This is a genomic window from Oceanobacillus kimchii X50, assembly GCF_000340475.1.
Classification (GTDB): domain Bacteria; phylum Bacillota; class Bacilli; order Bacillales; family Amphibacillaceae; genus Oceanobacillus; species Oceanobacillus kimchii.
In genome coordinates, this window is sequence record NZ_CM001792.1 from 823,503 (window position 1) to 843,728 (window position 20,226).

The window sequence follows — 20,226 nt, forward strand, 5'->3', positions numbered from 1 at the left end:
TATATGAATTTTGACATCTTTTTCTTAAATACTTTTACAACTATAAGTAAAAGGAAAAATATGAAGGTAGGTTTCGCATTTATCCAATGTACTTTATAATATAGTAGTGCTCTATCCAGTCGCAATAGTGGCGATTATTGGAAGGGTCTATTTGAGGCAATCCGTTTGTTTAACGTGCGGAAAAATGATATAAGTGTAAAAGAAGAAAAGATATATTGGGATAAGGGTTAGCTATAACCCACAATGAGAGGATTGAAATGTAACAATGATAGATAATTTTTGGCGCGATTTACCACGTCCGTTTTTTATACTTGCACCAATGGAAGATGTGACAGATGTTGTTTTCCGTCATGTAGTAACAGAAGCAGCTAGACCGGATGTGTTTTTTACAGAGTTTACAAATTCAGAGAGTTATTGCCATCCAGATGGACGACAAAGCGTGCGAGGACGCTTAACATTTACGGAAGACGAGCAACCAATTGTCGCTCATATTTGGGGAGATAAACCAGAGTACTTCCGACAAATGAGTATTGGTATGGCCGAAATGGGATTTAAAGGCCTAGATATTAATATGGGTTGTCCTGTAGCAAATGTAGCAGGGAATGGAAAAGGTTCTGGTCTGATTAATCGTCCAGAGGTCGCTGCTGAATTGATACAAGCAGCAAAAGCTGGAGGGTTGCCTGTTAGTGTGAAGACAAGGCTTGGTTACACGTATATCGATGAATGGAAAGAATGGCTGAGACATGTATTGGAACAAGATATTGTGAATTTATCGATCCATCTTCGAACGAGAAAAGAAATGAGCAAAGTAGACGCTCATTGGGAACTTATTCCTGAGATTAAAAAACTTCGTGATGAGATTGCACCAGATACCCTGTTAACTATAAATGGAGATATTCCTGATCGCCAAACGGGTTTGAAACTGGTTGAAGAGTACGGTGTTGATGGAGTAATGATTGGACGAGGTGTGTTTAAGAATCCTTTTGCTTTTGAGAAGGAGCAGCAAGAGCATACCAGCCAAGAAATGCTTGACCTTTTACGATTGCATTTGGACCTTCATGATAAATATGACAAGTTAGAATCACGTTCATTTAAACCACTTCACCGTTTCTTTAAGATTTATGTTAAAGGGTTTAGAGGCGCAAGTGAGTTAAGAAATCAAATGATGAATACAAAATCCACTGCAGAAGTACGTGCATTACTTGATAACTTTGAAATAGAAAATACGATTGAAGTAGAGCAATAGAAGTTGTACAGAGCTACTATAACAAAAAAGGCTGAAAATCATAATTCCAGCCTTTTTTGTTATATACAATGCTTGCATTAAAGTTGTACTTGATTCAGTGCATTCAAAGGAGGCAGAATATTGATGAAAGTCTATGGGAAGGTTGTCGACCATCAATCTCGATGTGAACACTATCATTCTGAGAAAGATATTATCAGCATTAAATTTAAATGTTGCAATACTTACTATCCTTGTTATAAGTGTCATCAAGAGTGTGAAGATCATGAAATAGAGAGATGGCCGAAAAGAGAATTTGATAAAAAAGCTATCTTATGCGGTGTTTGTCAGACGGAATTAACGATAAATGAATACATGAAAATGAATTCTTGTAAAAATTGTAAGGCTCTATTTAACCAAAATTGCCAATACCATTATCATCTTTATTTTGATTATAAATAATAGAGAGCCCGCCCACTTAATAAAGAAAAGTTAGGCGGGCTCTGTTAGTTAGTAGAGTAAATATCTAATTTTTTGTTTTTATGAATATCTTCTGTCCCTGCATCTAAAGCAGTCTTATAATAATCGCATTTATGATCGATAATTGCCATTGTTTTAGTTAATTCTTCTAATTGCGCTTTTACATTTGCTTTTCTTTCCACGAAAGGCAGTAAGCCTTCCTTATCATAATAACGTAGTGTATATACAGTGAGATTCAGTTTATTTGCAACTTCACTGATAGAATATGTTTTCATCACCAGTATCTCCTTTCAGTTAAATTTATACTTCGAGTTAACTCTAGGATTTTGAAACAGTCTACCATATTATATTTTGATGGTCAAAATTAACTGATTTCTAAAAAATATTGGAGAACCTATTGACTTCGAGTTAACTATAAGGGTTACCATTATTTTGTAATAAACTTAAATTTCTAGGAGGTTCTTTTTATGTATACTGCTAAAGCAAGGGCTGTCGATGGGCCACATCAACCATTTCACGCAACGGAAATTAAACGACGTAATCTGGATTCACATGATGTATTAATTGAAATTAAATATTCAGGTATATGCCATTCTGATATACACACTGCTCACGGTGAATGGGGAGAAGTAAACTATCCCCTAGTCCCAGGACATGAAATTGCTGGGGTAGTATCAGATGTTGGACCTGAGGTCACCAAATACAAAGCTGGTGATCGAGTAGGAGTCGGATGTATGGTTGACTCTTGTGGCGAATGTGAGAATTGCCGCAGAGGAGAAGAACAATATTGCCATCAAGGAAATATTCAAACATATGGTGGTGTTGATAAATATGGTGAACCAACTCAAGGTGGATACTCTACTCATATTGTCGTAACGGAGGATTTTGTACTAAGAATTCCTGACAATATCGAATTGGATGTTGCAGCACCGTTACTATGTGCTGGTATTACAACATATTCTCCACTAAATCATTGGAATGCTGGTCCTGGCAAGAAAGTAGCTGTTGTTGGTATGGGTGGCCTTGGTCATATGGCTGTTAAGATTGCACATGCCATGGGAGCAGAAGTTACCGTTCTATCCAGAACATTAAATAAAAAAGAAGATGGATTGGAATTCGGAGCAGAAAACTATTATGCAACTAGTGAACAAGAAACTTTCGAGAAACTTGCGGGATCATTTGATTTAATCATTAATACAGTAAGTGCTAAGCTTGATATGGATGCTTACTTTAGTCTTCTAAATCTGGATGGTGCTTTGGTAAATGTTGGAGCACCGGCAGAGCCATTGTCCGTAAATGTATTCTCTCTCATTGGACATCGTCGCTCATTCGCAGGTTCTTTAATTGGAGGCATTCGAGAGACTCAAGAAATGTTAGACTTCTGTGCGGAGCATCACATTGTTCCAAAAATTGAAGTGATTTCTGCAGATCAAATTGATGAAGCATATAAACGAGTATTAGATTCAGATGTAAAATATCGTTTCGTTATTGATGTTAGCACAATTTAAATATAATAGTTAAAAGATTAAGATGTTCCATATACTTCGCGTTATGGGACATCTTTTTTTGAGCAGATGTTATCGATTAATGGATAAGGCTTCAATCTTTACAAAAAATATAATTACAATTATAGTTATTAAAGAGTAATTATATCTGTAATTATTATGAAGTATAAAGGAGATAGAAATATAATGGAATTCTGGGAAGCAAGTTTTATAGAAAAACAAGCGATGTGGGGATATCAACCAACTGATTCTGCTATTAAAGCAAAAGACATCTTTATCGATAAAAATGTAAAGGAGGTTTTATTACCAGGGATCGGATATGGGCGAAATGCGAAAGTATTCATAGAAGAAGGAATAGATGTTACTGGCATAGAAATATCAAAAACAGCAATCGATCTCGCTAGAAAAAATGGATTAGATATTCCTATTTTTCATGGTCCTGTGAGTGATATGCCTTTTGATAACAAGCAATACGATGGGTTATTTTCTCATGCACTAATCCACTTACTAAATAAAGAGGAAAGAGAACAGTTTTTCCGAGATTGCTTTAGTCAACTCAAGCCAAATGGATATATGATATTCACAACTGTTTCAAAAGAAGCTCCCATGTATGGTAAAGGGAAACAATTGGGTAAAGACTACTTTGAGACAAAGGACGGTGTGAAGTTGTATTTTTATGATGCGGAATCCATCGATCAAGATTTTAAAGATTATGGGTTAGTAGATTTTTTCGATGTGGAAGAGCCAAATAAAGATAGTAATAATAAACCGTCGATGAAATTTACGATGATTATTTGTAGGAAAGATGAAAAGTAAGTTTAGGCAGCTTTGGGAAAAATACTAAATTCTTGCCTTTTTGCTGTTCATTTCTATGGTGAAGTGGAATATAATAAACAGTTAAAGTTACGGGAGGGGATTGGATGAAGGTTACGATAACTAATGGAGAAACAATACATTACAAAAAAAGAAATGGTGGAGAAGCTATACTCTTATTGATCCATGGAAATTTTGCCTCTTCAGATCATTGGGATAAATTAATGGAACAGTTAACGATGAAATATACGATTTATGCCTTAGATTTGCGTGGGTATGGACAATCTACATATCATACACCAATAGAATCTTTTAACGATTTTGCAGAAGATATAAGATTATTTTGTGATGCATTACATATTCAAATGTGTCATGTGATGGGTTGGTCGAATGGTGGGGGTGTGGCTATGCAATTTGCAGCTAATTATCCAACAAGGGTGAAATCAGTAACTCTACTTAATTCTATTTCTACCAAAGGTTATCCAGCATTAAATTCGAATGGAGAAAGAATGACCACAAGGGAGGAAATTTCAGTTGATCCAATGATCAATAGAATGCTTCAAGCGCAAACGAACAAAGAAAGGTCATTTTTTGAAGCTGCTATGTTACAACTAATGTTTGTTATTAAAAAACCAGAGGAAACTAGATTTAAGAAGTACATCGAAGCAGCATTGAATCAACGGAATATAATCGATGTAGCCAATGCGGCAAATAAGTTTGATATAAGCCGCAACCTAAAAAATATTACTTCTCCAATTCTTATTTTATGGGGAAGGTATGATTTAATGGTTTCGGAGACAATGACATTAGAATTAATGGATGAAATGAAAGAGAATAATGTATCTTTTATTTATAAACAACTGAATACAGGGCATGCTCCATTAGTTGATAATATTGACAGCGTCATTTCAGAAGTAGATTCTTTTTTAGATATAACTTCTTAAATACGTTTACTGTATTATCAATTTTAGTTATAGTTAGATTATCATTAAATGATTGATTTTTCAAAAAAAGAGGTAAATAATTGAATAAGAGTAAATTGCTATTTATTATCATTACACTATATTTGGTTGTGTTTACTTTTTTTATTTCAAAATCTATTTATCTCTTTTTTACTGCCCATATAGAAAAATGGAATAGTGTGATAGATATTATCGCGATAGTCATATTGGTAGTTATTGTCCTCCCGATAACCATATTTATATCTGAAAAACTAACCACTTCTATTTTAAAGAGAAAGTTAGCAGAGAAAAAAATTTATTATACTTTATTACTGTACTAATGTTTATACCAATCATTGTTTTTTCAGTTAGCATGCTGAATGAATATAAAACGAAAAGTCTAAAAGACTACTCGAATACGATAAATCTAGTTTTGAATCGGTATTCGTGAATCATCAAAAGATGACAGAAGATCATCAAGCAGTTAAGAAGATGGTGGAATTTCTTAGTCAATACCAAGTGAAGAAGATAAACGATCGAGATTGGAATTCCGATGTCAGTAAAGAGACTGGTTTTATGATTGAAATTAGGACCGAGAACGAGGTCGTCATGGCTAGTATTTATGAAAATCAATTAATGTCGATAAATAATAATGGTGACTATTATAAAGTAGTGAATGGTCCAATTGAAATACGATGGGTATATGATTATATAAAAGGTTTTGATAATTTTTAGAGGCGCTCCGGTTATTATTTATTCGTACTGAAAACACAAAAAAACTTAGAAGGATGATATAGATGAATGAACAATCTGTAAAAGATATGTGGAATGACTATACAAAAATACAAAGAGATACTCCGAATTTTGATGAAGTAGATGTATGGGCATTTGGAGATGCTCCAGATCACGCTGACGGGCTCGCAAAATTAGTAATGGAAGGGAAGAAAACGGCTACCTCATCAAGCTATAGAAACTATCTAGTTGATGGTGATTCATTGCCTGAACGAGGGCTGCACAATATTATTCTCAATAGCGATGGAGAGGCAGTTGCAATCATTGTTACTACGGATGTAGAAATAGTACCTTATCATGAAGTAACAGAAGAACATGCTTATTTAGAAGGGGAAGGAGATCGTTCTTTGCGCTATTGGCAAGAAGTTCATGAAGCTTTTTTTACTAGGGAGCTGCAACGAATTGGCAAAGAATTTAGTGATGATATTCCAGTTGTTTGTGAAAGATTTGAATTAGTTTATAAACAAAAAAGTAAGTAATTGATTAGAAGGATAATAGAGAAGTAGTGGATCACTACCAGAGAGCAATAGAATTCCCTTTGTTTATAATAAATGCAATTAGTGCGATTCCGACTGATATTAAGAAGAGAGTTATTGCAACATATAAATTAAGATCTAAATATTTTCCAGTTTTAGCTAAACAATTATATTCGCCAAATATATAAGTTAGTTAATGGAGGTAAGAAGGACATTGGAAAAATGGAAGACTTTGCAATCTGAATACATACATAAAAGTGATTTTGGAAACATCAGAAAAGATAATTGTGAATTATTAGACGGAACAATAATCGAAGCTTATCATGTAAATGAATATCCTGATTGGGTTAATGCTGTAGTGATAACTAAGGAGAAAGAAATTGTAATCGTTGAACAATTTCGGTATGCAGGAAATGATACATTTTTAGAGATACCTGCAGGGAATCTTGAAGAATTTGAAACCTGTGAAGCGGGTATTGTACGAGAGGTAATGGAAGAGACAGGCTATATTTCACCTCATCGACCAATCTTATTAGGAGAATTTATGGTGAATCCTGCAACACAAACAAATAAAATTAAAACATTTTTAATACTAGATGCTGAAAAAGAGAAGGAACAAAACTTAGATGATATCGAGGATATAAATGTTCATCTGTTTAATTTTGATACATTTGGTCATATGCTCCGTAGTAGCTCTCTTAAAACTCAATTATTTACCTGCACATGCTTATTATATGGCGAAAGATTATTTAACTTGGGGCCGCAAATTAATAGGCAAATAAGTTACTGTAAAGATAAGGGGATTGATACGTTAAAGGGAGAATTCGATAATACAAGAAGATAATGACAATACTGGAGGAGAAGCAGTAAAAGGTTCAGACATAAATAAAAATCCTGAACCAAATAATAACAACAAGACTAAAGGGACTACAACACTTCCAAATACTGCAACGAATCTATATAACTATTTAACAATAGGTATCGTCATTATATTAACAGGAGCGGGAATTTTATTCTTTCAACGGAAAAGAAAGTTAGCTGTGGATTTATCCGAAAAAGGTAACTCATAGAGCTGATGAGTGCCGAAAAATATTGATATCGAGAAAAAAGGTAACTCATAGAGTTAATGAGTGCCGAAAAATATTGATATCGAGAAAAAAGGTAACTCATAGAGCCGATGAGTGCCGAAAAATATTGATATCGAGAAAAAAGGTAACTCATAGAGCCGATGAGTGCCGAAAAATATTGATATCGAGAAAAAAAGGTAACTCATAGAGCCAATGAGTTACCAAAATTCTTGATATCGAGAAAAAAGGTAACTCATAGAGCCAATGAGTTACCAAAATTCTTGATATCGAGAAAAAAGGTAACTCATTTAATCATTTCTTGTTTACTGTACAATCACTTTTATACATAATAAGTCCATTGACTATTTCCCTTTACCTCATAGTTCTCACTTAGTATTTTGCGTATCCGTTTTTTTGAAGAAATAATAGCGCACCAATCTTGAACTCTGTTTGTAGTAATTTTTAAATCAGGAAAGAGAACTTTTATTTCTTCCACGCTTTTAAGTACACTAGTATTCACATCTTCCTTTTTACCACAATAGTTACATACAAGATATTTACCATTAGCATGATTAAAATAGTGATTACAATCATGACAGTAAATTCCTTTTTTAAGATCTTTGTATTGGTATTTAGGGGTATTTTGAAAAGGAGATGGAGAGGTGTGCAATTTTAGTAGTTGTTCAGCGATCTGTTGTTGATGTTTAATGATTATGTTGGTGGAATTACGCTTGATTTTTTGTACAAATGATTGGACTTGAGTTGGTAAGACAAAGGGGGTTTTTACAGGAGCTTGATATAGTGTGAAGTGAGGATGTATAAAGATAACCAAAGACTTAATAGGGAGAGTATATTTAAATCCTGTCATCAAATTACGAAATAATGCTTCACTTCGATGCAGTTGATGAAGCGGTTGTATAATTTCAATATTCGGCATTTTAATTAACCTATCATTTTCATAAATATATTCGCCTTTATAGTTCTTTATTTCTAATAAATAAATTGTATCTTTAGTAATAATCACCGAATCGATTTGGAAAGTTGTATTATTATGTGTAAACAATAAATCTTGTAGTATTAAGTTATTACCATCGATCTCATCACATAATTGGTCGAATCTTCTTTCTCCTTCATATCCTTGTTTTATCTTTTCATAGATTTGCCGTTCTTTATTAGAGAAATCCATTCTGTGAACCAATAAATCATACAACATTAAATCCCTTGTTTTTTCTCTGCGCTTTGTAATCATAAATCAATTCCTTTCCTATTTTTCCTCTATTATATATGAATATTTAGACAAGTATATGAACTAGTGAAAAAAGAATGATATAATTTTAAGAAACGGTTATAAAGGGTGGTCTAATGAATTATTTACTTTTCACACTTTATGCTATTCTACTCGCAGTACTTGCATTTTTCACTGGAGAGATCGTCACGTTTATTATGTTAGGGATTATATTAGTGGCGTTGCAGAATATTCATGGCACTTTAAAAAATATTCTTAAAATCTTAAAGGAAAATAAAAGTCCTAAAGTGTAACCAAATATTGAAAATCTTTGGATGGCTGACTTACTTACATTCGGTCTTCATTTTGTAACGGCTTTTTAGTTGAAAATAACCTCTTCATTAAAAAAATGATCAAGATCATAAAAATTAGGGAATGATAATAGAAGAAGCTCGATAAGGAGAGAGGATTAATGAAGACAGTTGCAGTCATAATAAATCCAAATGCAGGAAATCAAAAATTAAAGAATGAAATAAATACAATTGAAGCGAGATTAAAAGATGTTTTTGAAGAAGTTACCGTATATACTACAGCAAAAGAAGGCGACGGTAAAAAGATCATTGAAAAAATCTATAGTAAATTGGATTTAATTATTGGTGGAGGTGGAGATGGAACAATATTTGAGCTTGTAAATGCTCTTGCTCCATTAGATCATCGACCAACCTTTGCGGTATTGCCAGGCGGTACATGTAATGATTTTTCTAGAACAATAGGAATGAATCAAAATCCGCTGGTTGCACTGGAACAAATAGTACAAAAACAAACAAAAACAGTTGATGTGGGAAAATACAATGATTATTATTTCCTGAACTTCTGGGGAATTGGACTAATATCTAAAGTAGCTGAAGAAATGGATGGAGGAAATAAAAAGTTACTTGGAAAAATGTCATATTACATCAATACTTCCAAAGTTGTTTTTCAGAATGAAACATTTCAACTGAAAATAACTAGTGAGGAAATGAACTATGATGGGGAAGCGGTAATGATGGTCGTTGGCAATGGACCTTTTCTAGGTGGTATGAAGTCATTTTTCCCTCATGCTGATATTCAAAATGGAAAATTTGATGTACTTATTATTAAGTTAGCGAAGTTACAACACTTTTGGACATGGTTAGAAACGCAAATGCAAAATGATTACCCAGATAATAGAAACGATGAAGTTATTTATTTTAGAACAAGTAAACTTCACGTGGAGAGTTCGCCAGAGCAAAATATTGATAGTGATGGAGAGGTGTTGACGCAAACACCTTCTGAAATTACAATACTACCAAAACATCTAAATGTAGTTATAGGTGATGAAGCATTTGGCACAGTTTAGATGAATAAGAAAGGGGATTGTATGAAAAAAGCAGCATTATTTATCTGTAGTGTGATTATAGTATATTTTGTCTTACAAGTAGGCTCGGGTATGATTTTAACGACATTATATGTACCTAATATATCGGAAGTGTGGCTTAGTATTGAAGGACTCTTACCTGAAATTACTTTCGGATCGAGTTCAATTGCTTTAGCTCCTGTCCTAATTTTTGGGGTTTTATCCATTTTCATCGCTTATGCGATTACATTGTTGTTCAGCAAAAAATTAAACATAAATTAATCAAAAGGAAGTCCAAGCTATGGTTAGCTTGGACTTCCTTTTGATAATATTACAGATGGTTCAGGATTGCTTGCTAATTGCAAAAGGATGAAAAGCTTAGGTGGAAAATTAAGTAAATAAACTGGGTGGATGCTATCAATTAAAAATTACTAAATAATTATGTAACAAAAAGATGTACCCTTATTGAAGGGTGCATTTTTGTCATTTATCATTGATTTCTCTTTTATTTCACAGTTCTCCAATCACTTCTAACACAAACCTTTTTACCCAAATAAATCTCTTTTAACAATCCAAAATATCTAATTATTTTATATGGTATTGGATAATCAATACTTTAAACCCATTACGTTATAATTATGAAAAATTTTTATTTTCTTAATTTACAATACATTAACGTTAACTCCACAATCTATTAATAGTACTCCACTATACTTCAAATAGAGAAAGAGAATCTATTAAAAATGGAAGTGTAAATAGTATTACATATATTCAAAAATGTAAGAGTACTTTCACATACCAAACACACCTCTAAATTTCTAGGAGTGATTACGTGAAAAAACACCATATGAAGATAAAATTCAATATACCTTTTCAATTATTCGCCATATTGTTTTTATCCATTTATATTGTTGCGTTGGTAACATCACCAACAACCGCCGTATTCCGGGCTGAAACGGAGTTGTTGCAAGGATATATTTTGGCTACCGATCCATTTGCAGGATATGAGGATGATGACGAAGCTAATAAAACAGATGAAACAATTGATAATGAATTAGAAAATGAATCAACAGATAGTATGAACAAGCAATCAATAGATGAACCAAATTATAAATCAACGAATGGCACGAACAAGCAATCAGCTGAGGAAACAAACGATTCCAACAAGCCATTAACAGAAGATGCAGTAGAGAAAAGTGAGAAAGATGAAAATGAATCACCAGAGAAAGATACAGATGCAGAACTTGACGATACAACAGGCGATGCATCATAGCGTAGAAAGTTTTCTATCAACGCCATTTAAATAAGAAAAATTCAAGGAAATAAAATATATGAGGTGGTATTCGATGATGTGGAGAAGAATGAAAAAGTTAACCAGTGGTCTGATAACAACCGTGCTCTCTATATTACTGATTGTTACGGCGTTCACAGTGATTTTTCATCAAGCAACCGATGGAGAGCCAAATGTATTCGGTTATCAATTAAAAACAGTTTTATCTGGATCCATGGAGCCAGAATTTCAAACCGGATCCATCATTGCTATTCAAGCAAAAGAAAATATTACAGAATTTCAAAAGGGTGACATCATTACTTTTCATAATTCTGATGGAATGGTAATCACTCACAGAGTTGATGAAGTAAAGGATAATGGAGCGCAATATGTGACTAAAGGTGATAACAACAATAGAGCAGATTCTGAGTTGGTGCTCGCTGAGAGTATCGTAGGGCAATACACCGGGTTCACCATTCCGTATGCAGGATATGTGACTCAATTTGCCAATTCAAAAGAGGGTGCACTTTTCTTATTGATCTTACCCGGCGTAATACTAGTTGGCTATTCGATTATCAATATTGGACGAGCGTTAAGGCAATTAGAAGCCTCAAGTAAACAAGAACCGGAAGTAAGTAATAATCAGTGACTCCGCCTTATTCAGGTCTTTCACCTGATGAAGCGTTCACAAATAAAATCAAATATCTTAAGGAGGAATCATGATGGGAATCAAAAAGCAATTGGGCATGGGTGTGGTGACAGCAGTACTGGGGTTATCATTAATAGGAGGGGGAACATTCGCATACTTTAGTGACACCGTAGAAACAAGCAACACATTCGCTGCGGGCACGTTGGATCTAACAGCGAAGCCAACGGAGATTATTAATGTTGGAAATATGGCCCCTGGAGATTCGATGGTTCGTGACTTTGAACTTCATAACAGTGGCACACTCGACATTAACACAGTATATTTAGAAACTAATTATACTGTTGAAGATGCACAGGGTGATAATTCGGAGGATTTCGGAGAACACATAGTAGTAGAATTTCTTTATAACGTAAATAACTTGGATGAAGTGATTTACCAAACAACATTGGCAGAATTGCAAGAAATGACACCGGAAGCGATTAATGAGCATATTTTTTATCCAGCAATTGGTGATGAAGGTCTTGCAGCAGGAGACTCCCATGACTTTGTGGTTCAATTCAATTTCAATGATAACGGGGAAGACCAAAATCAGTTCCAGGGTGACGCTTTAAACCTTGAATGGACATTTATTGCTACGCAAGGTGATGGAAAAGATATCTAAATGAAAAAAGTGATTATCTATTAAATTGGCGAACTGATAATGTAATTTTTTTATTGCTCTAATAAACTAAGAATCTTGATTTTTTCAGGGAGGAAACTTAATTATGAAAAATGTAATAAGAGATTTGAAAGGTGAGAAAGATTTGAAATTGAAAAAGCGTTCCATAGCTGCGTTGCTTGCAGTGGGGATTATCTTACCAAGTGCAGTAGCTGTGGCCGATCAACAAGAGCATCCAGATGCAGAAACGTACAAACCTAGTCCGGTTCCAGACCGAGTTTTATTAGGATGGGAAGGCGATACAACTACTACTCAGTCTGTTTCATGGAGAACGGATGATAGTGTTACGACTCCTGTTGCAGAGATTGCAGCAGCTGAAGAAGGTCCTAATTTTACAAGTAATACGTTAACGGTTGAGGCAGAAACTAGTGAAGAAATTGAGGCAAACCTTGGCTATACGAATCAATACCATACAGTGAATTTTGAAGGTCTTGAACCAGGTACGCAATACTTGTACCGCGTAGGTGATGGTGCAAACTGGAGTGAGTGGTATGAGTTCACTACAGCAGCAGCTGAAGATGAGCCATTTTCATTTATTTACATGGGTGACGCTCAAAATGATATAAAAGAACATTGGTCACGCGTGATGCGTAGTGCTTATTCAGATTTAGCTGATGCGAGCTTTATTGTGCATGCTGGAGATATGATTAATCACGGTGACGCAGATCAGCAATGGGGTGAGTGGTACGAAGGAGCTGGATGGATAAACGGTATGGTACCTAGTATTGCGACAGCAGGGAACCATGAGTATTATAGAACTACAAATGAACCTAGAAAACTGTCCGAATATTGGGGGCCTCAATTTGCATATCCTGGTAACGGTCCCGAGGGATTAGAAAAGCAAGTGGGCTACTGGGATTACCAAGATATGCGAATTATCTCTTTAGATTCAAATGTCGGATATGCAGATATTGATCAGCAAGCAGAATGGTTAGATGAAGTTCTTGAGAATAATCCGAATCAATGGACAGTCATTACGTTTCACCATCCCATTTTTTCTTCTGGTGAGGGACGTGATAACGTAGAGCTTCGTGAAGCGATACTTCCTGTAATCGAAAAGCACAATGTAGACTTAGTTTTTCAAGGTCATGATCACACGTACGCTCGAGGACATTTGAGTAATGAACAAAATGGGGAAAGAGAGTACACTACTGGTACGATGTTCGTTAACTCTGTATCTGGTCCAAAAATGTATGATAGATCTGAAGTAGTTTGGGAGGAAAATAACGCATATGTGAGAAGCGGGGCAGAAGATACCCAGATGTATCAACATATTTACGTTGATGGTGAAGAGCTGAAATATGAATCATATAACGCTTTGGGTGAATTATTCGATGAGTTTACAATGACAAAACAGTCTGATGGTCAAAAACAAGTTACAGAAGCAGAAGGATCGGAAGAAGAACCTATTGAATCTTCTATCGAACAAGTGCAAACACAAGTGGACGAATTTTTAGTTTCGGGAGATATTACGAGTCAAGAAACAGGTAGACATTTACAAACTCACTTGACCTCCGTAGGGCATTACCAAGAGGCACAATCAGTGGATAAGGCGATAAAACACATGAATAGTTTTATAGAGTTATTGGAAGTTATAAAAGAAGAACAATTAATCACTGAGAATGCTTTTAATTCACTTAAAGCTAGCGCGGAAGAATTAATTGAGCAGTGGGGATAAAGTTAAAACCAATTAAAAAACATCTCTTGTGGCCGAATGAAAATTTGCTGCAAGGGATGTTCTATTTTGTTTCTTAATCTTAATTATAGTAAGAGGGTGACAACAACTGTTCCCTAAGCTAGAATATTTTAATGTGTAAAATGATTAAACTAGCTAGGTTAGTCATTGTATTTTACTGTTGCATTTATCCATAAAATAAGTATAATAATCTTAAATATTACATCGTCGATGACAAAGAGAGTAATTGCTGTAGCGTGCACAGCGAACTAGGGGAAGTGAGAGCCTAGTCATTAAGCAGTAATGAACCGCACTTTGGAGACTCTTGTTCGAAAAATTGGAGTAGAATAAGACGGGGATGACCTCGTTATCAACTAAAGCGGTAATAATTATTAAATTACAAGTGGAGTGGTACCACGGGATTATAGACTCTCGTCTCTTTTTCAAATAGAAAAAGAGGCGAGAGTTTTTTAGGAGGAATAACTAATGGATGCAAAACAAATCTTCGTTCAATCATTATATGAATGCATGGACGGGAATTTAAAGAAGGAACGATTATATTCTTTAATTGAAAAACCAAAACAAGCAAAGATGGGGGATTTAGCTTTTCCTTGTTTTGAATTAGCACGTAATTATAGAAAAAATCCTCAAGAAATTGCGACACAGCTAGTCGAAGAAATAAATTCTATTTACTTTGAGCGGGTAGAGGCAGTGGGAGCATATGTCAATGTTTTTCTGAATAAAGCTTTATTCACAAAAAAAATTCTCCAACAAATTAGTAAGGAAAAAACAAATTTTGGTTATTCAAATCTTGGTGAAGAAAAAGTAATCACAATCGACCTCTCGTCTCCTAATATCGCAAAACCTTTTTCAATGGGACATTTACGTTCAACCGTAATTGGAAATGCAATTGCTAATATTGCAGAAAAAGTAGGATATAAAACGGTTCGTATCAATCATTTAGGAGATTGGGGTACACAGTTTGGTAAATTAATGGTGGCATATCAAAAATGGGGAAATGAGGATCAAGTACGAGCGAATCCAATTAAAGAATTACTTCAACTTTATATTCGTTTTCACGAAGAAGCGGAAGTTGATACTAAGCTCAATGATATAGGAAGAAAATGGTTCAAGCGATTAGAAGATGGAGATGCACAAGCTGAAGAATTATGGGGTTGGTTTCGTGAAGAATCGTTAAAAGATTTCTCAAGAATTTATGAGCTATTAGGGATTTCATTTGATTCTTATAATGGGGAAGCTTTTTACAATGACAAGATGGATCGTGTCGTTCATGAACTGCAGCAAAAAGGTTTATTAATTGAATCGGAAGGAGCAAAAGTTGTTACGTTAGAGGAAGAAAACTTACCACCTTGTTTGATTCAAAAACGTGATGGAACTACGTTATATGCAACACGTGATTTAGCTGCTGCTATTTATCGTTATGAAACATATCATTTTGCAAAATCCTTATATGTTGTAGGCAATGAACAGACTCTGCACTTTACACAGCTGTCTTATGTACTACAAAAAATGGGATATAATTGGGCTAAGAATATGAAGCATATTTCGTTTGGTATGATGTTAAAAGAAGGAAAGAAAATGTCTACTCGAAAAGGAAAACTTGTGTTATTAGAAGAAGTACTACAAGAAGCAATTCAGTTAGCAAATAATAATATTATGGAGAAAAATCCTTTATTAGAGAAGAAGGAGGAAGTAGCAAGACAGGTTGGCGTAGGAGCTGTTATTTTCCATGATTTAAAAAATGATCGACACAACGATGTGGAATTTTCTTTAGAAGACATGTTGCGTTTTGAAGGGGAAACAGGTCCGTATATTCAATATACCCATGCAAGAATGAATTCATTGCTGAAAAAAGGAGGATATCGTGAAACGAACAATGTTAGCGTAGTTGATATAAATGAAGCATGGCCTATAATTACGCGTCTTATGGCTCTTCAAGATACAGTTATGAAAGCTTACAATGCTTCTGATCCTTCTAAAATAGCAAAATACCTTATTGAGCTAGCAAGAGAATTCAACAAGTATTATGCGAATGTACGAATTTTAGGGGATGAGGAGAATAAACAGGCGAGATTACAACTTGTATATTCGGTAAAAACAGTTTTAAAAGAAGGACTGCGATTATTAGGAATTCAAGCGCCAGATGCTATGTAAAAAAAATCAGGATAATGTATAAGTAGTATTTTTGGCGATTATAGTAATACAATTCGTCGCCGTTACAGGAATATACTCTGCTTATCAGAGGCGGCTGGTGAGCCTCCGGGTGCTCCGCATTCCGGGACTCATCTATGCCTTCCTCCAACAGTCATCCATGTATCCTAAAAAATAGCTATACACCACAGAAAATTGAATTCCTTATTTGTACGAGTTCCGTATAGTTCTTACGCTTATTCTTACTATTTGTCTTTTGAACTTTTTACTATCTCCCAACCTCATTCCCAAATATATTCAAGTAACCTAGCTCATACGATGTGTAATAAGCTACGATTAATGCAGAAATCATTCCAAATAGGAATATCCAGTCGTTCCTATTAATCTTCATTTGATGATAGTACGTACGCTCACGTTCTCCCGTGAAACCTTTGGATTCCATTGCAATTGCAACTCGTTCGGCTTTTCTTATCGAGTTAGCAAGTAATGGAATAGCATATTGTTTCATATTTTGTATTCGATTCTTCCAGCCTTCTGCTCTGCTAATTCCACGGATACGATGCGCTTGTTTCAGTAATTCAAATTCATGTTGTAACGTTGGTAAAAAGCGATAACCAGCTAATATACCATAGGTTAATTTTGGAGATAATTTACATTGTTGCATTAAACTCAACATGAAATTCGTAGGATTGGTAGTGAATACAAATAATAAGGATAACGCTATAAAACATAAAGATCGTAGTGCAAGACTTATCCCGACTTCAGCACTACCTGTAGTTATTTCAAACCAAAGAAATTTAAATACGACGTCTCCAGTTGCATAGGATTCATCGGTGTAAAGCATCGTCATCCAAGCGAGTGATATCGCAAACAACGAAAGTGGCATGAAAATGAGTAACCATCTCTTCAATGGGATGTTTGCTAGAAAAAATGTTATCGCTAAAATATACAATAAATAGATTAATGGTGTAACAATATCGAAAGAGAAACTAAGAAATATCCCGGGAATTAAAACTGCCACAGCTTTCATGCTAGGATTTCTATTCTCTATCATCGTACATGCACCACATTTCGATTTCGGCACTCACGAACGCGATAAGGTTCTCTCAATCTAGCATCTTGTAATAACTCTTTCTGATTCCAAAGTGATTGCGGGCTTCCGTCAAAGCATACTCTTCCTTCATTTATCACTAATGCCCGTTCACAATATGTATCTACTAAATCCATATCATGTGTTACAAAAATAATAGCGGTCCCTTGACCTTGAAGATCCAATATCATATTCATCAGTTCCTTTGTTGTATGAGCATCTTGACCAAATGTAGGTTCGTCAAATAATAGTAAGTCTGGTGTTTCATCTAACATCGTAGCTACACTCAAACGACGCTTTTGACCGCCACTCAATGTAAAAGGATTCTTCCATTGATGATCTAAAAGACGAAATGCCCGCAGTAACGGAATAGTACGTTTATTAATTTCACTAGTAGAATAATTGTTTAAACGCATACCAAAAGCGACTTCATCAAATACTGTATCACAAATAAATTGATGCTCAGGTTGTTGAAAAACAAACCCAGTATGTTTCGATAATGTTTTTCTATCCAAATCTTGTAGCTCTTTTCCTTGAAACAAGATACTGCCACTGTAATATTTTTTTAATCCGATTAAACATTGCAGTAGGGTTGATTTTCCCGCACCATTTTCTCCTAAAATCGCCATAAACTCACCTTGGTTAATAGAAAAAGAGATTTCATTCAATATAGCAGACTTCTTCTGGTAATAGTGAAGATGATGAACTTCTAAACACACATCCATAGTTTTTTTGTGCGCTACTTTCCTAGTCGTTGATGGATTATCAAGATACTTCATTGGAATTGCGATTTGATGTTTTTCCAGTACATTTTGATGTACTTCAAAAGCTGTTTTGGGCTTTTCATCTAGTTGAATTTGACTTTCCTTACTCAAAACGACTAGCCGGTGCGCATAGATTTCCCAATCATCGACTTGATGTTCAATAACTAGTATGCCGATATTTGTTTCCTTTTGTATTGCAATAATAAGCTCAATAAATTCTAACCTTGACATAGGGTCAAGATTTGCTGTAGGTTCGTCTAAGATAATGTATCTTGGTTCCATTAATAAGACGGATGCTAAAGCGATTTTTTGTTTTTGTCCTCCGGATAAATGGTGAATGTCGGTATTCATGTACTCGAGCATTCCTATTTGTTGCAACACATTCGTTATTTTTCTTTTCATCTCAGAACGTGGAATAGAAAGATTTTCTAACACAAAAGCTAGTTCATCTTCTACTCGAACCATACAAAATTGACTTTCAGGGTCTTGAAATACGATACCAACTTCTTGATTAATAACACCTCTTGGATAATCAGCAATAGTCTTCCCTTTATACAAAAGAGTTCCTTTCGTGGTTCCTTCTACGGCTTCTGGATAAAGTCCATTTAAACAAAGCGCTAAAGTACTTTTCCCTGAACCGCTGGCCCCCATAAGAATAGTGATTTCATTCTCATAAATCGATAGAGATAGCTGGTTAATACTAGCAGTTTGGTTTGTATTATAAAAGAATGAAAAATTATTTAATTTAAAAAGAGGTTGGTCAAGAAGCTCTTTGTTCACGTTTTTTCTGACGCTCCCTTCCTAGTGGATATCCACTCAGCACTCCAGTTGAGGCAAGTTGATCAGCTATTACTTTTCCAAGAAGACCAGATAAGATTGCGCCACTTATAATTCGAGTGACAAACATTAATCCTACTAACCATGAGGCATATGCATCGTATCCAGACATGAAGTAATGGTAAGGAAAACTGATCACTGCGGCACCGATTCCTGAAAATATAAGTATTCTTAGGCGATAATCTTTCCAACCAGTAGCTGCGAAAGCAAGTTCTGCCCCGAGACCTTGTACCATACCAGATAATATTAATGTTGGTCCAGAAGTAGATCCAATTAGTACTTCTGTAAGAGCGGCAATCGTTTCAGAAGTAAAAGCGACTCCTGGTTTTCGGATAATGTACGCAGCAACAATAGATACAATAAACCATATCCCAAATATAAATTCATAACCTAATGGGCCTAACCCTAATGGAGTTAACGCTCCAAACAATATATTTCCCACTCCAAAGAAAGCAAGATAAATTAATCCAAAAACCACTCCTAGCATTGACATTAAGACAACATCTTTTAATTTCCAGTTTTTAGTCATCGCTATCCACCTTATAATCTTTATTTGAAGGACTATTTGCAGATATAGTAAACGTCATCGTCACATGTGATACGACTTTTTGCACATTATCAAATGATTGTTGCAGTGCAGAGAAAATAGCATTTACATCTCCATCAAGCCGTGTTGCATAATGAGAGTGACTGACCTTTACACCTGTATTTTTCGATAAATCGATTTGTTCATAGATTTTATCCATATAATCTTCACGTCCAAGAGGATAAAGAGAAAATTTACATCCTGCTTGTTGTTTCAGGCTTATTGAGTCGGATTCGTTCATTAATATATCAGACTCTTCCATATATACATCTCCAGAAGAATCACCTGGGCATCCAATAGAAAATGTTCCACTCATTGCTACATGTTCTCCAGTTTTTGCTGCATGTAAGAATATAGACTTTGTAACATCAAAGATATGAATCGATTTTCCGCGAATACATGTAGTTACATCATCAGTTTCTTTCCATACTTTTGACGTGTCCACTTCTTCAAGGGTAGATAAAATAATATCTACAAAGTCATTACTCATTGGAAATAAAGTAAATTGGCATCCTGTAATCCTGCTTGTACTGCAAATTTTTGTCATCTTGTCTTCCTCCTTATTATTG

23 protein-coding genes and 1 other annotated feature are annotated in these 20,226 nt (G+C 34.9%); of the genes, 17 read left to right on the forward strand and 6 right to left on the reverse strand.

Annotated features, from left to right (window positions below):
* The first annotated feature begins 265 nt into the window (after positions 1 to 265).
* Together C794_RS04435 and C794_RS04440 are read left to right on the forward strand one after the other, a co-directional pair.
* Positions 266 to 1,246, forward strand: coding sequence for a tRNA dihydrouridine synthase (locus C794_RS04435; protein WP_017795930.1), 981 nt, complete (start codon positions 266 to 268; stop codon positions 1,244 to 1,246).
* Positions 1,247 to 1,366: 120 nt separating this feature from the next.
* A complete protein-coding gene (locus C794_RS04440) occupies positions 1,367 to 1,684 on the forward strand; it encodes a CHY zinc finger protein (protein WP_026133719.1) in 318 nt (105 codons plus the stop codon).
* A gap of 44 nt (positions 1,685 to 1,728) precedes the next feature.
* Here the strand turns inward: C794_RS04440 and C794_RS04445 are convergent, their stop codons facing one another.
* Positions 1,729 to 1,977, reverse strand: a complete 249-nt coding sequence (locus C794_RS04445) for a MerR family DNA-binding transcriptional regulator (RefSeq protein WP_017795932.1) — start codon at positions 1,975 to 1,977, stop codon at positions 1,729 to 1,731.
* A 192-nt stretch (positions 1,978 to 2,169) separates the two neighbouring features.
* Between C794_RS04445 and C794_RS04450 the strand changes: the two genes are divergently transcribed.
* From C794_RS04450 to C794_RS20295, 7 genes are all read left to right on the forward strand, one after another.
* A complete protein-coding gene (locus tag C794_RS04450) occupies positions 2,170 to 3,210 on the forward strand; it encodes an NAD(P)-dependent alcohol dehydrogenase (protein WP_017795933.1) in 1,041 nt (346 codons plus the stop codon).
* A 183-nt stretch (positions 3,211 to 3,393) separates the two neighbouring features.
* Entirely contained in the window at positions 3,394 to 4,023 is a 630-nt protein-coding gene (locus C794_RS04455) for a class I SAM-dependent methyltransferase (RefSeq protein WP_017795934.1), read from the forward strand.
* A 104-nt stretch (positions 4,024 to 4,127) separates the two neighbouring features.
* Positions 4,128 to 4,964, forward strand: a complete 837-nt coding sequence (phaZ, locus tag C794_RS04460) for an intracellular short-chain-length polyhydroxyalkanoate depolymerase (protein WP_017795935.1) — start codon at positions 4,128 to 4,130, stop codon at positions 4,962 to 4,964.
* 444 nt (positions 4,965 to 5,408) lie between these two features.
* Positions 5,409 to 5,696, forward strand: coding sequence for a hypothetical protein (locus C794_RS04470; protein WP_077595894.1), 288 nt, complete (start codon positions 5,409 to 5,411; stop codon positions 5,694 to 5,696).
* A gap of 62 nt (positions 5,697 to 5,758) precedes the next feature.
* Positions 5,759 to 6,232 (forward strand): ASCH domain-containing protein, encoded by a 474-nt coding sequence (locus tag C794_RS04475; protein WP_017795938.1) that lies wholly within the window; start codon positions 5,759 to 5,761, stop codon positions 6,230 to 6,232.
* Positions 6,233 to 6,443: 211 nt separating this feature from the next.
* Positions 6,444 to 7,073: an NUDIX hydrolase gene (locus C794_RS19675; protein WP_230199318.1), complete on the forward strand. Its 630-nt coding sequence runs from the start codon at positions 6,444 to 6,446 to the stop codon at positions 7,071 to 7,073.
* Between the two features lie 37 nt (positions 7,074 to 7,110).
* Complete coding sequence (locus C794_RS20295) at positions 7,111 to 7,299, forward strand: LPXTG cell wall anchor domain-containing protein (RefSeq protein ID WP_230199334.1); 189 nt, start codon at positions 7,111 to 7,113, stop codon at positions 7,297 to 7,299.
* A 337-nt stretch (positions 7,300 to 7,636) separates the two neighbouring features.
* Here C794_RS20295 and C794_RS04485 read toward each other — a convergent pair whose 3' ends face one another.
* On the reverse strand, positions 7,637 to 8,545 hold the full coding sequence (locus C794_RS04485) for a nuclease-related domain-containing protein (protein ID WP_017795939.1): 909 nt from the start codon (positions 8,543 to 8,545) through the stop codon (positions 7,637 to 7,639).
* 113 nt (positions 8,546 to 8,658) lie between these two features.
* Between C794_RS04485 and C794_RS20805 the strand changes: the two genes are divergently transcribed.
* The 8 genes from C794_RS20805 to argS all read left to right on the forward strand — a co-directional run bounded on the left by C794_RS20805 (position 8,659) and on the right by argS (position 16,383).
* Positions 8,659 to 8,835, forward strand: coding sequence for a hypothetical protein (locus C794_RS20805; RefSeq protein ID WP_017795940.1), 177 nt, complete (start codon positions 8,659 to 8,661; stop codon positions 8,833 to 8,835).
* A gap of 158 nt (positions 8,836 to 8,993) precedes the next feature.
* Entirely contained in the window at positions 8,994 to 9,899 is a 906-nt protein-coding gene (locus tag C794_RS04495; RefSeq protein ID WP_017795941.1) for a diacylglycerol/lipid kinase family protein, read from the forward strand.
* Positions 9,900 to 9,920: 21 nt separating this feature from the next.
* A complete protein-coding gene (locus tag C794_RS04500; RefSeq protein ID WP_017795942.1) occupies positions 9,921 to 10,178 on the forward strand; it encodes a hypothetical protein in 258 nt (85 codons plus the stop codon).
* 550 nt (positions 10,179 to 10,728) lie between these two features.
* Complete coding sequence (locus tag C794_RS04505) at positions 10,729 to 11,169, forward strand: hypothetical protein (protein ID WP_017795943.1); 441 nt, start codon at positions 10,729 to 10,731, stop codon at positions 11,167 to 11,169.
* A gap of 73 nt (positions 11,170 to 11,242) precedes the next feature.
* The gene (gene sipW, locus C794_RS04510) at positions 11,243 to 11,815 is read left to right on the forward strand and encodes a signal peptidase I SipW (RefSeq protein ID WP_017795944.1); all 573 of its coding nucleotides are present in this window, start codon (positions 11,243 to 11,245) and stop codon (positions 11,813 to 11,815) included.
* A gap of 73 nt (positions 11,816 to 11,888) precedes the next feature.
* Entirely contained in the window at positions 11,889 to 12,476 is a 588-nt protein-coding gene (locus tag C794_RS04515) for a CalY family protein (RefSeq protein ID WP_017795945.1), read from the forward strand.
* A 103-nt stretch (positions 12,477 to 12,579) separates the two neighbouring features.
* Complete coding sequence (locus C794_RS04520; RefSeq protein WP_017795946.1) at positions 12,580 to 14,211, forward strand: purple acid phosphatase family protein; 1,632 nt, start codon at positions 12,580 to 12,582, stop codon at positions 14,209 to 14,211.
* Positions 14,212 to 14,430: 219 nt separating this feature from the next.
* Positions 14,431 to 14,651 (forward strand) — a binding site (T-box leader).
* Positions 14,652 to 14,694: 43 nt separating this feature from the next.
* The gene (gene argS / locus C794_RS04525) at positions 14,695 to 16,383 is read left to right on the forward strand and encodes an arginine--tRNA ligase (RefSeq protein ID WP_017795947.1); all 1,689 of its coding nucleotides are present in this window, start codon (positions 14,695 to 14,697) and stop codon (positions 16,381 to 16,383) included.
* Positions 16,384 to 16,648: 265 nt separating this feature from the next.
* Here argS and C794_RS04530 read toward each other — a convergent pair whose 3' ends face one another.
* From C794_RS04530 to C794_RS04545, 4 genes are read right to left on the reverse strand one after another with little or no spacing between them, the layout of a single operon-like run.
* Positions 16,649 to 17,434: an energy-coupling factor transporter transmembrane component T family protein gene (locus C794_RS04530; RefSeq protein ID WP_017795948.1), complete on the reverse strand. Its 786-nt coding sequence runs from the start codon at positions 17,432 to 17,434 to the stop codon at positions 16,649 to 16,651.
* Positions 17,431 to 19,014: an ABC transporter ATP-binding protein gene (locus C794_RS04535; protein ID WP_017795949.1), complete on the reverse strand. Its 1,584-nt coding sequence runs from the start codon at positions 19,012 to 19,014 to the stop codon at positions 17,431 to 17,433. The genes C794_RS04530 and C794_RS04535 overlap by 4 nt, the downstream gene beginning before the upstream one ends.
* Positions 18,995 to 19,600 carry an ECF transporter S component gene (locus C794_RS04540; RefSeq protein ID WP_017795950.1) on the reverse strand — a complete coding sequence of 202 codons (606 nt, stop codon included), beginning with the start codon at positions 19,598 to 19,600 and terminating at the stop codon, positions 18,995 to 18,997. The genes C794_RS04535 and C794_RS04540 overlap by 20 nt, the downstream gene beginning before the upstream one ends.
* Positions 19,593 to 20,204 carry a YkoF family thiamine/hydroxymethylpyrimidine-binding protein gene (locus C794_RS04545; protein ID WP_017795951.1) on the reverse strand — a complete coding sequence of 204 codons (612 nt, stop codon included), beginning with the start codon at positions 20,202 to 20,204 and terminating at the stop codon, positions 19,593 to 19,595. Before C794_RS04545 ends, C794_RS04540 begins: the two co-directional genes overlap by 8 nt.
* Between the last annotated feature and the right edge of the window lie 22 nt (positions 20,205 to 20,226).

Excerpts from the sequence above, each read along its gene's own strand:
- C794_RS04485 (WP_017795939.1), bottom strand. The coding sequence starts at position 8,545 with ATGATTACAAAGCGCAGAGAAAAAACAAGGGATTTAATGTTGTATGAT.
- C794_RS04500 (WP_017795942.1), top strand. The coding sequence starts at position 9,921 with ATGAAAAAAGCAGCATTATTTATCTGTAGTGTGATTATAGTATATTTT.
- argS (WP_017795947.1), top strand. The coding sequence starts at position 14,695 with ATGGATGCAAAACAAATCTTCGTTCAATCATTATATGAATGCATGGAC.
- C794_RS04475 (WP_017795938.1), top strand. The coding sequence starts at position 5,759 with ATGAATGAACAATCTGTAAAAGATATGTGGAATGACTATACAAAAATA.
- C794_RS04495 (WP_017795941.1), top strand. The coding sequence starts at position 8,994 with ATGAAGACAGTTGCAGTCATAATAAATCCAAATGCAGGAAATCAAAAA.
- C794_RS04515 (WP_017795945.1), top strand. The coding sequence starts at position 11,889 with ATGGGAATCAAAAAGCAATTGGGCATGGGTGTGGTGACAGCAGTACTG.
- C794_RS04435 (WP_017795930.1), top strand. The coding sequence starts at position 266 with ATGATAGATAATTTTTGGCGCGATTTACCACGTCCGTTTTTTATACTT.
- C794_RS04445 (WP_017795932.1), bottom strand. The coding sequence starts at position 1,977 with ATGAAAACATATTCTATCAGTGAAGTTGCAAATAAACTGAATCTCACT.
- C794_RS04455 (WP_017795934.1), top strand. The coding sequence starts at position 3,394 with ATGGAATTCTGGGAAGCAAGTTTTATAGAAAAACAAGCGATGTGGGGA.
- C794_RS04450 (WP_017795933.1), top strand. The coding sequence starts at position 2,170 with ATGTATACTGCTAAAGCAAGGGCTGTCGATGGGCCACATCAACCATTT.
- C794_RS20805 (WP_017795940.1), top strand. The coding sequence starts at position 8,659 with ATGAATTATTTACTTTTCACACTTTATGCTATTCTACTCGCAGTACTT.
- phaZ (WP_017795935.1), top strand. The coding sequence starts at position 4,128 with ATGAAGGTTACGATAACTAATGGAGAAACAATACATTACAAAAAAAGA.
- sipW (WP_017795944.1), top strand. The coding sequence starts at position 11,243 with ATGATGTGGAGAAGAATGAAAAAGTTAACCAGTGGTCTGATAACAACC.
- C794_RS04540 (WP_017795950.1), bottom strand. The coding sequence starts at position 19,600 with ATGACTAAAAACTGGAAATTAAAAGATGTTGTCTTAATGTCAATGCTA.
- C794_RS04545 (WP_017795951.1), bottom strand. The coding sequence starts at position 20,204 with ATGACAAAAATTTGCAGTACAAGCAGGATTACAGGATGCCAATTTACT.
- C794_RS04530 (WP_017795948.1), bottom strand. The coding sequence starts at position 17,434 with ATGATAGAGAATAGAAATCCTAGCATGAAAGCTGTGGCAGTTTTAATT.
- C794_RS04520 (WP_017795946.1), top strand. The coding sequence starts at position 12,580 with ATGAAAAATGTAATAAGAGATTTGAAAGGTGAGAAAGATTTGAAATTG.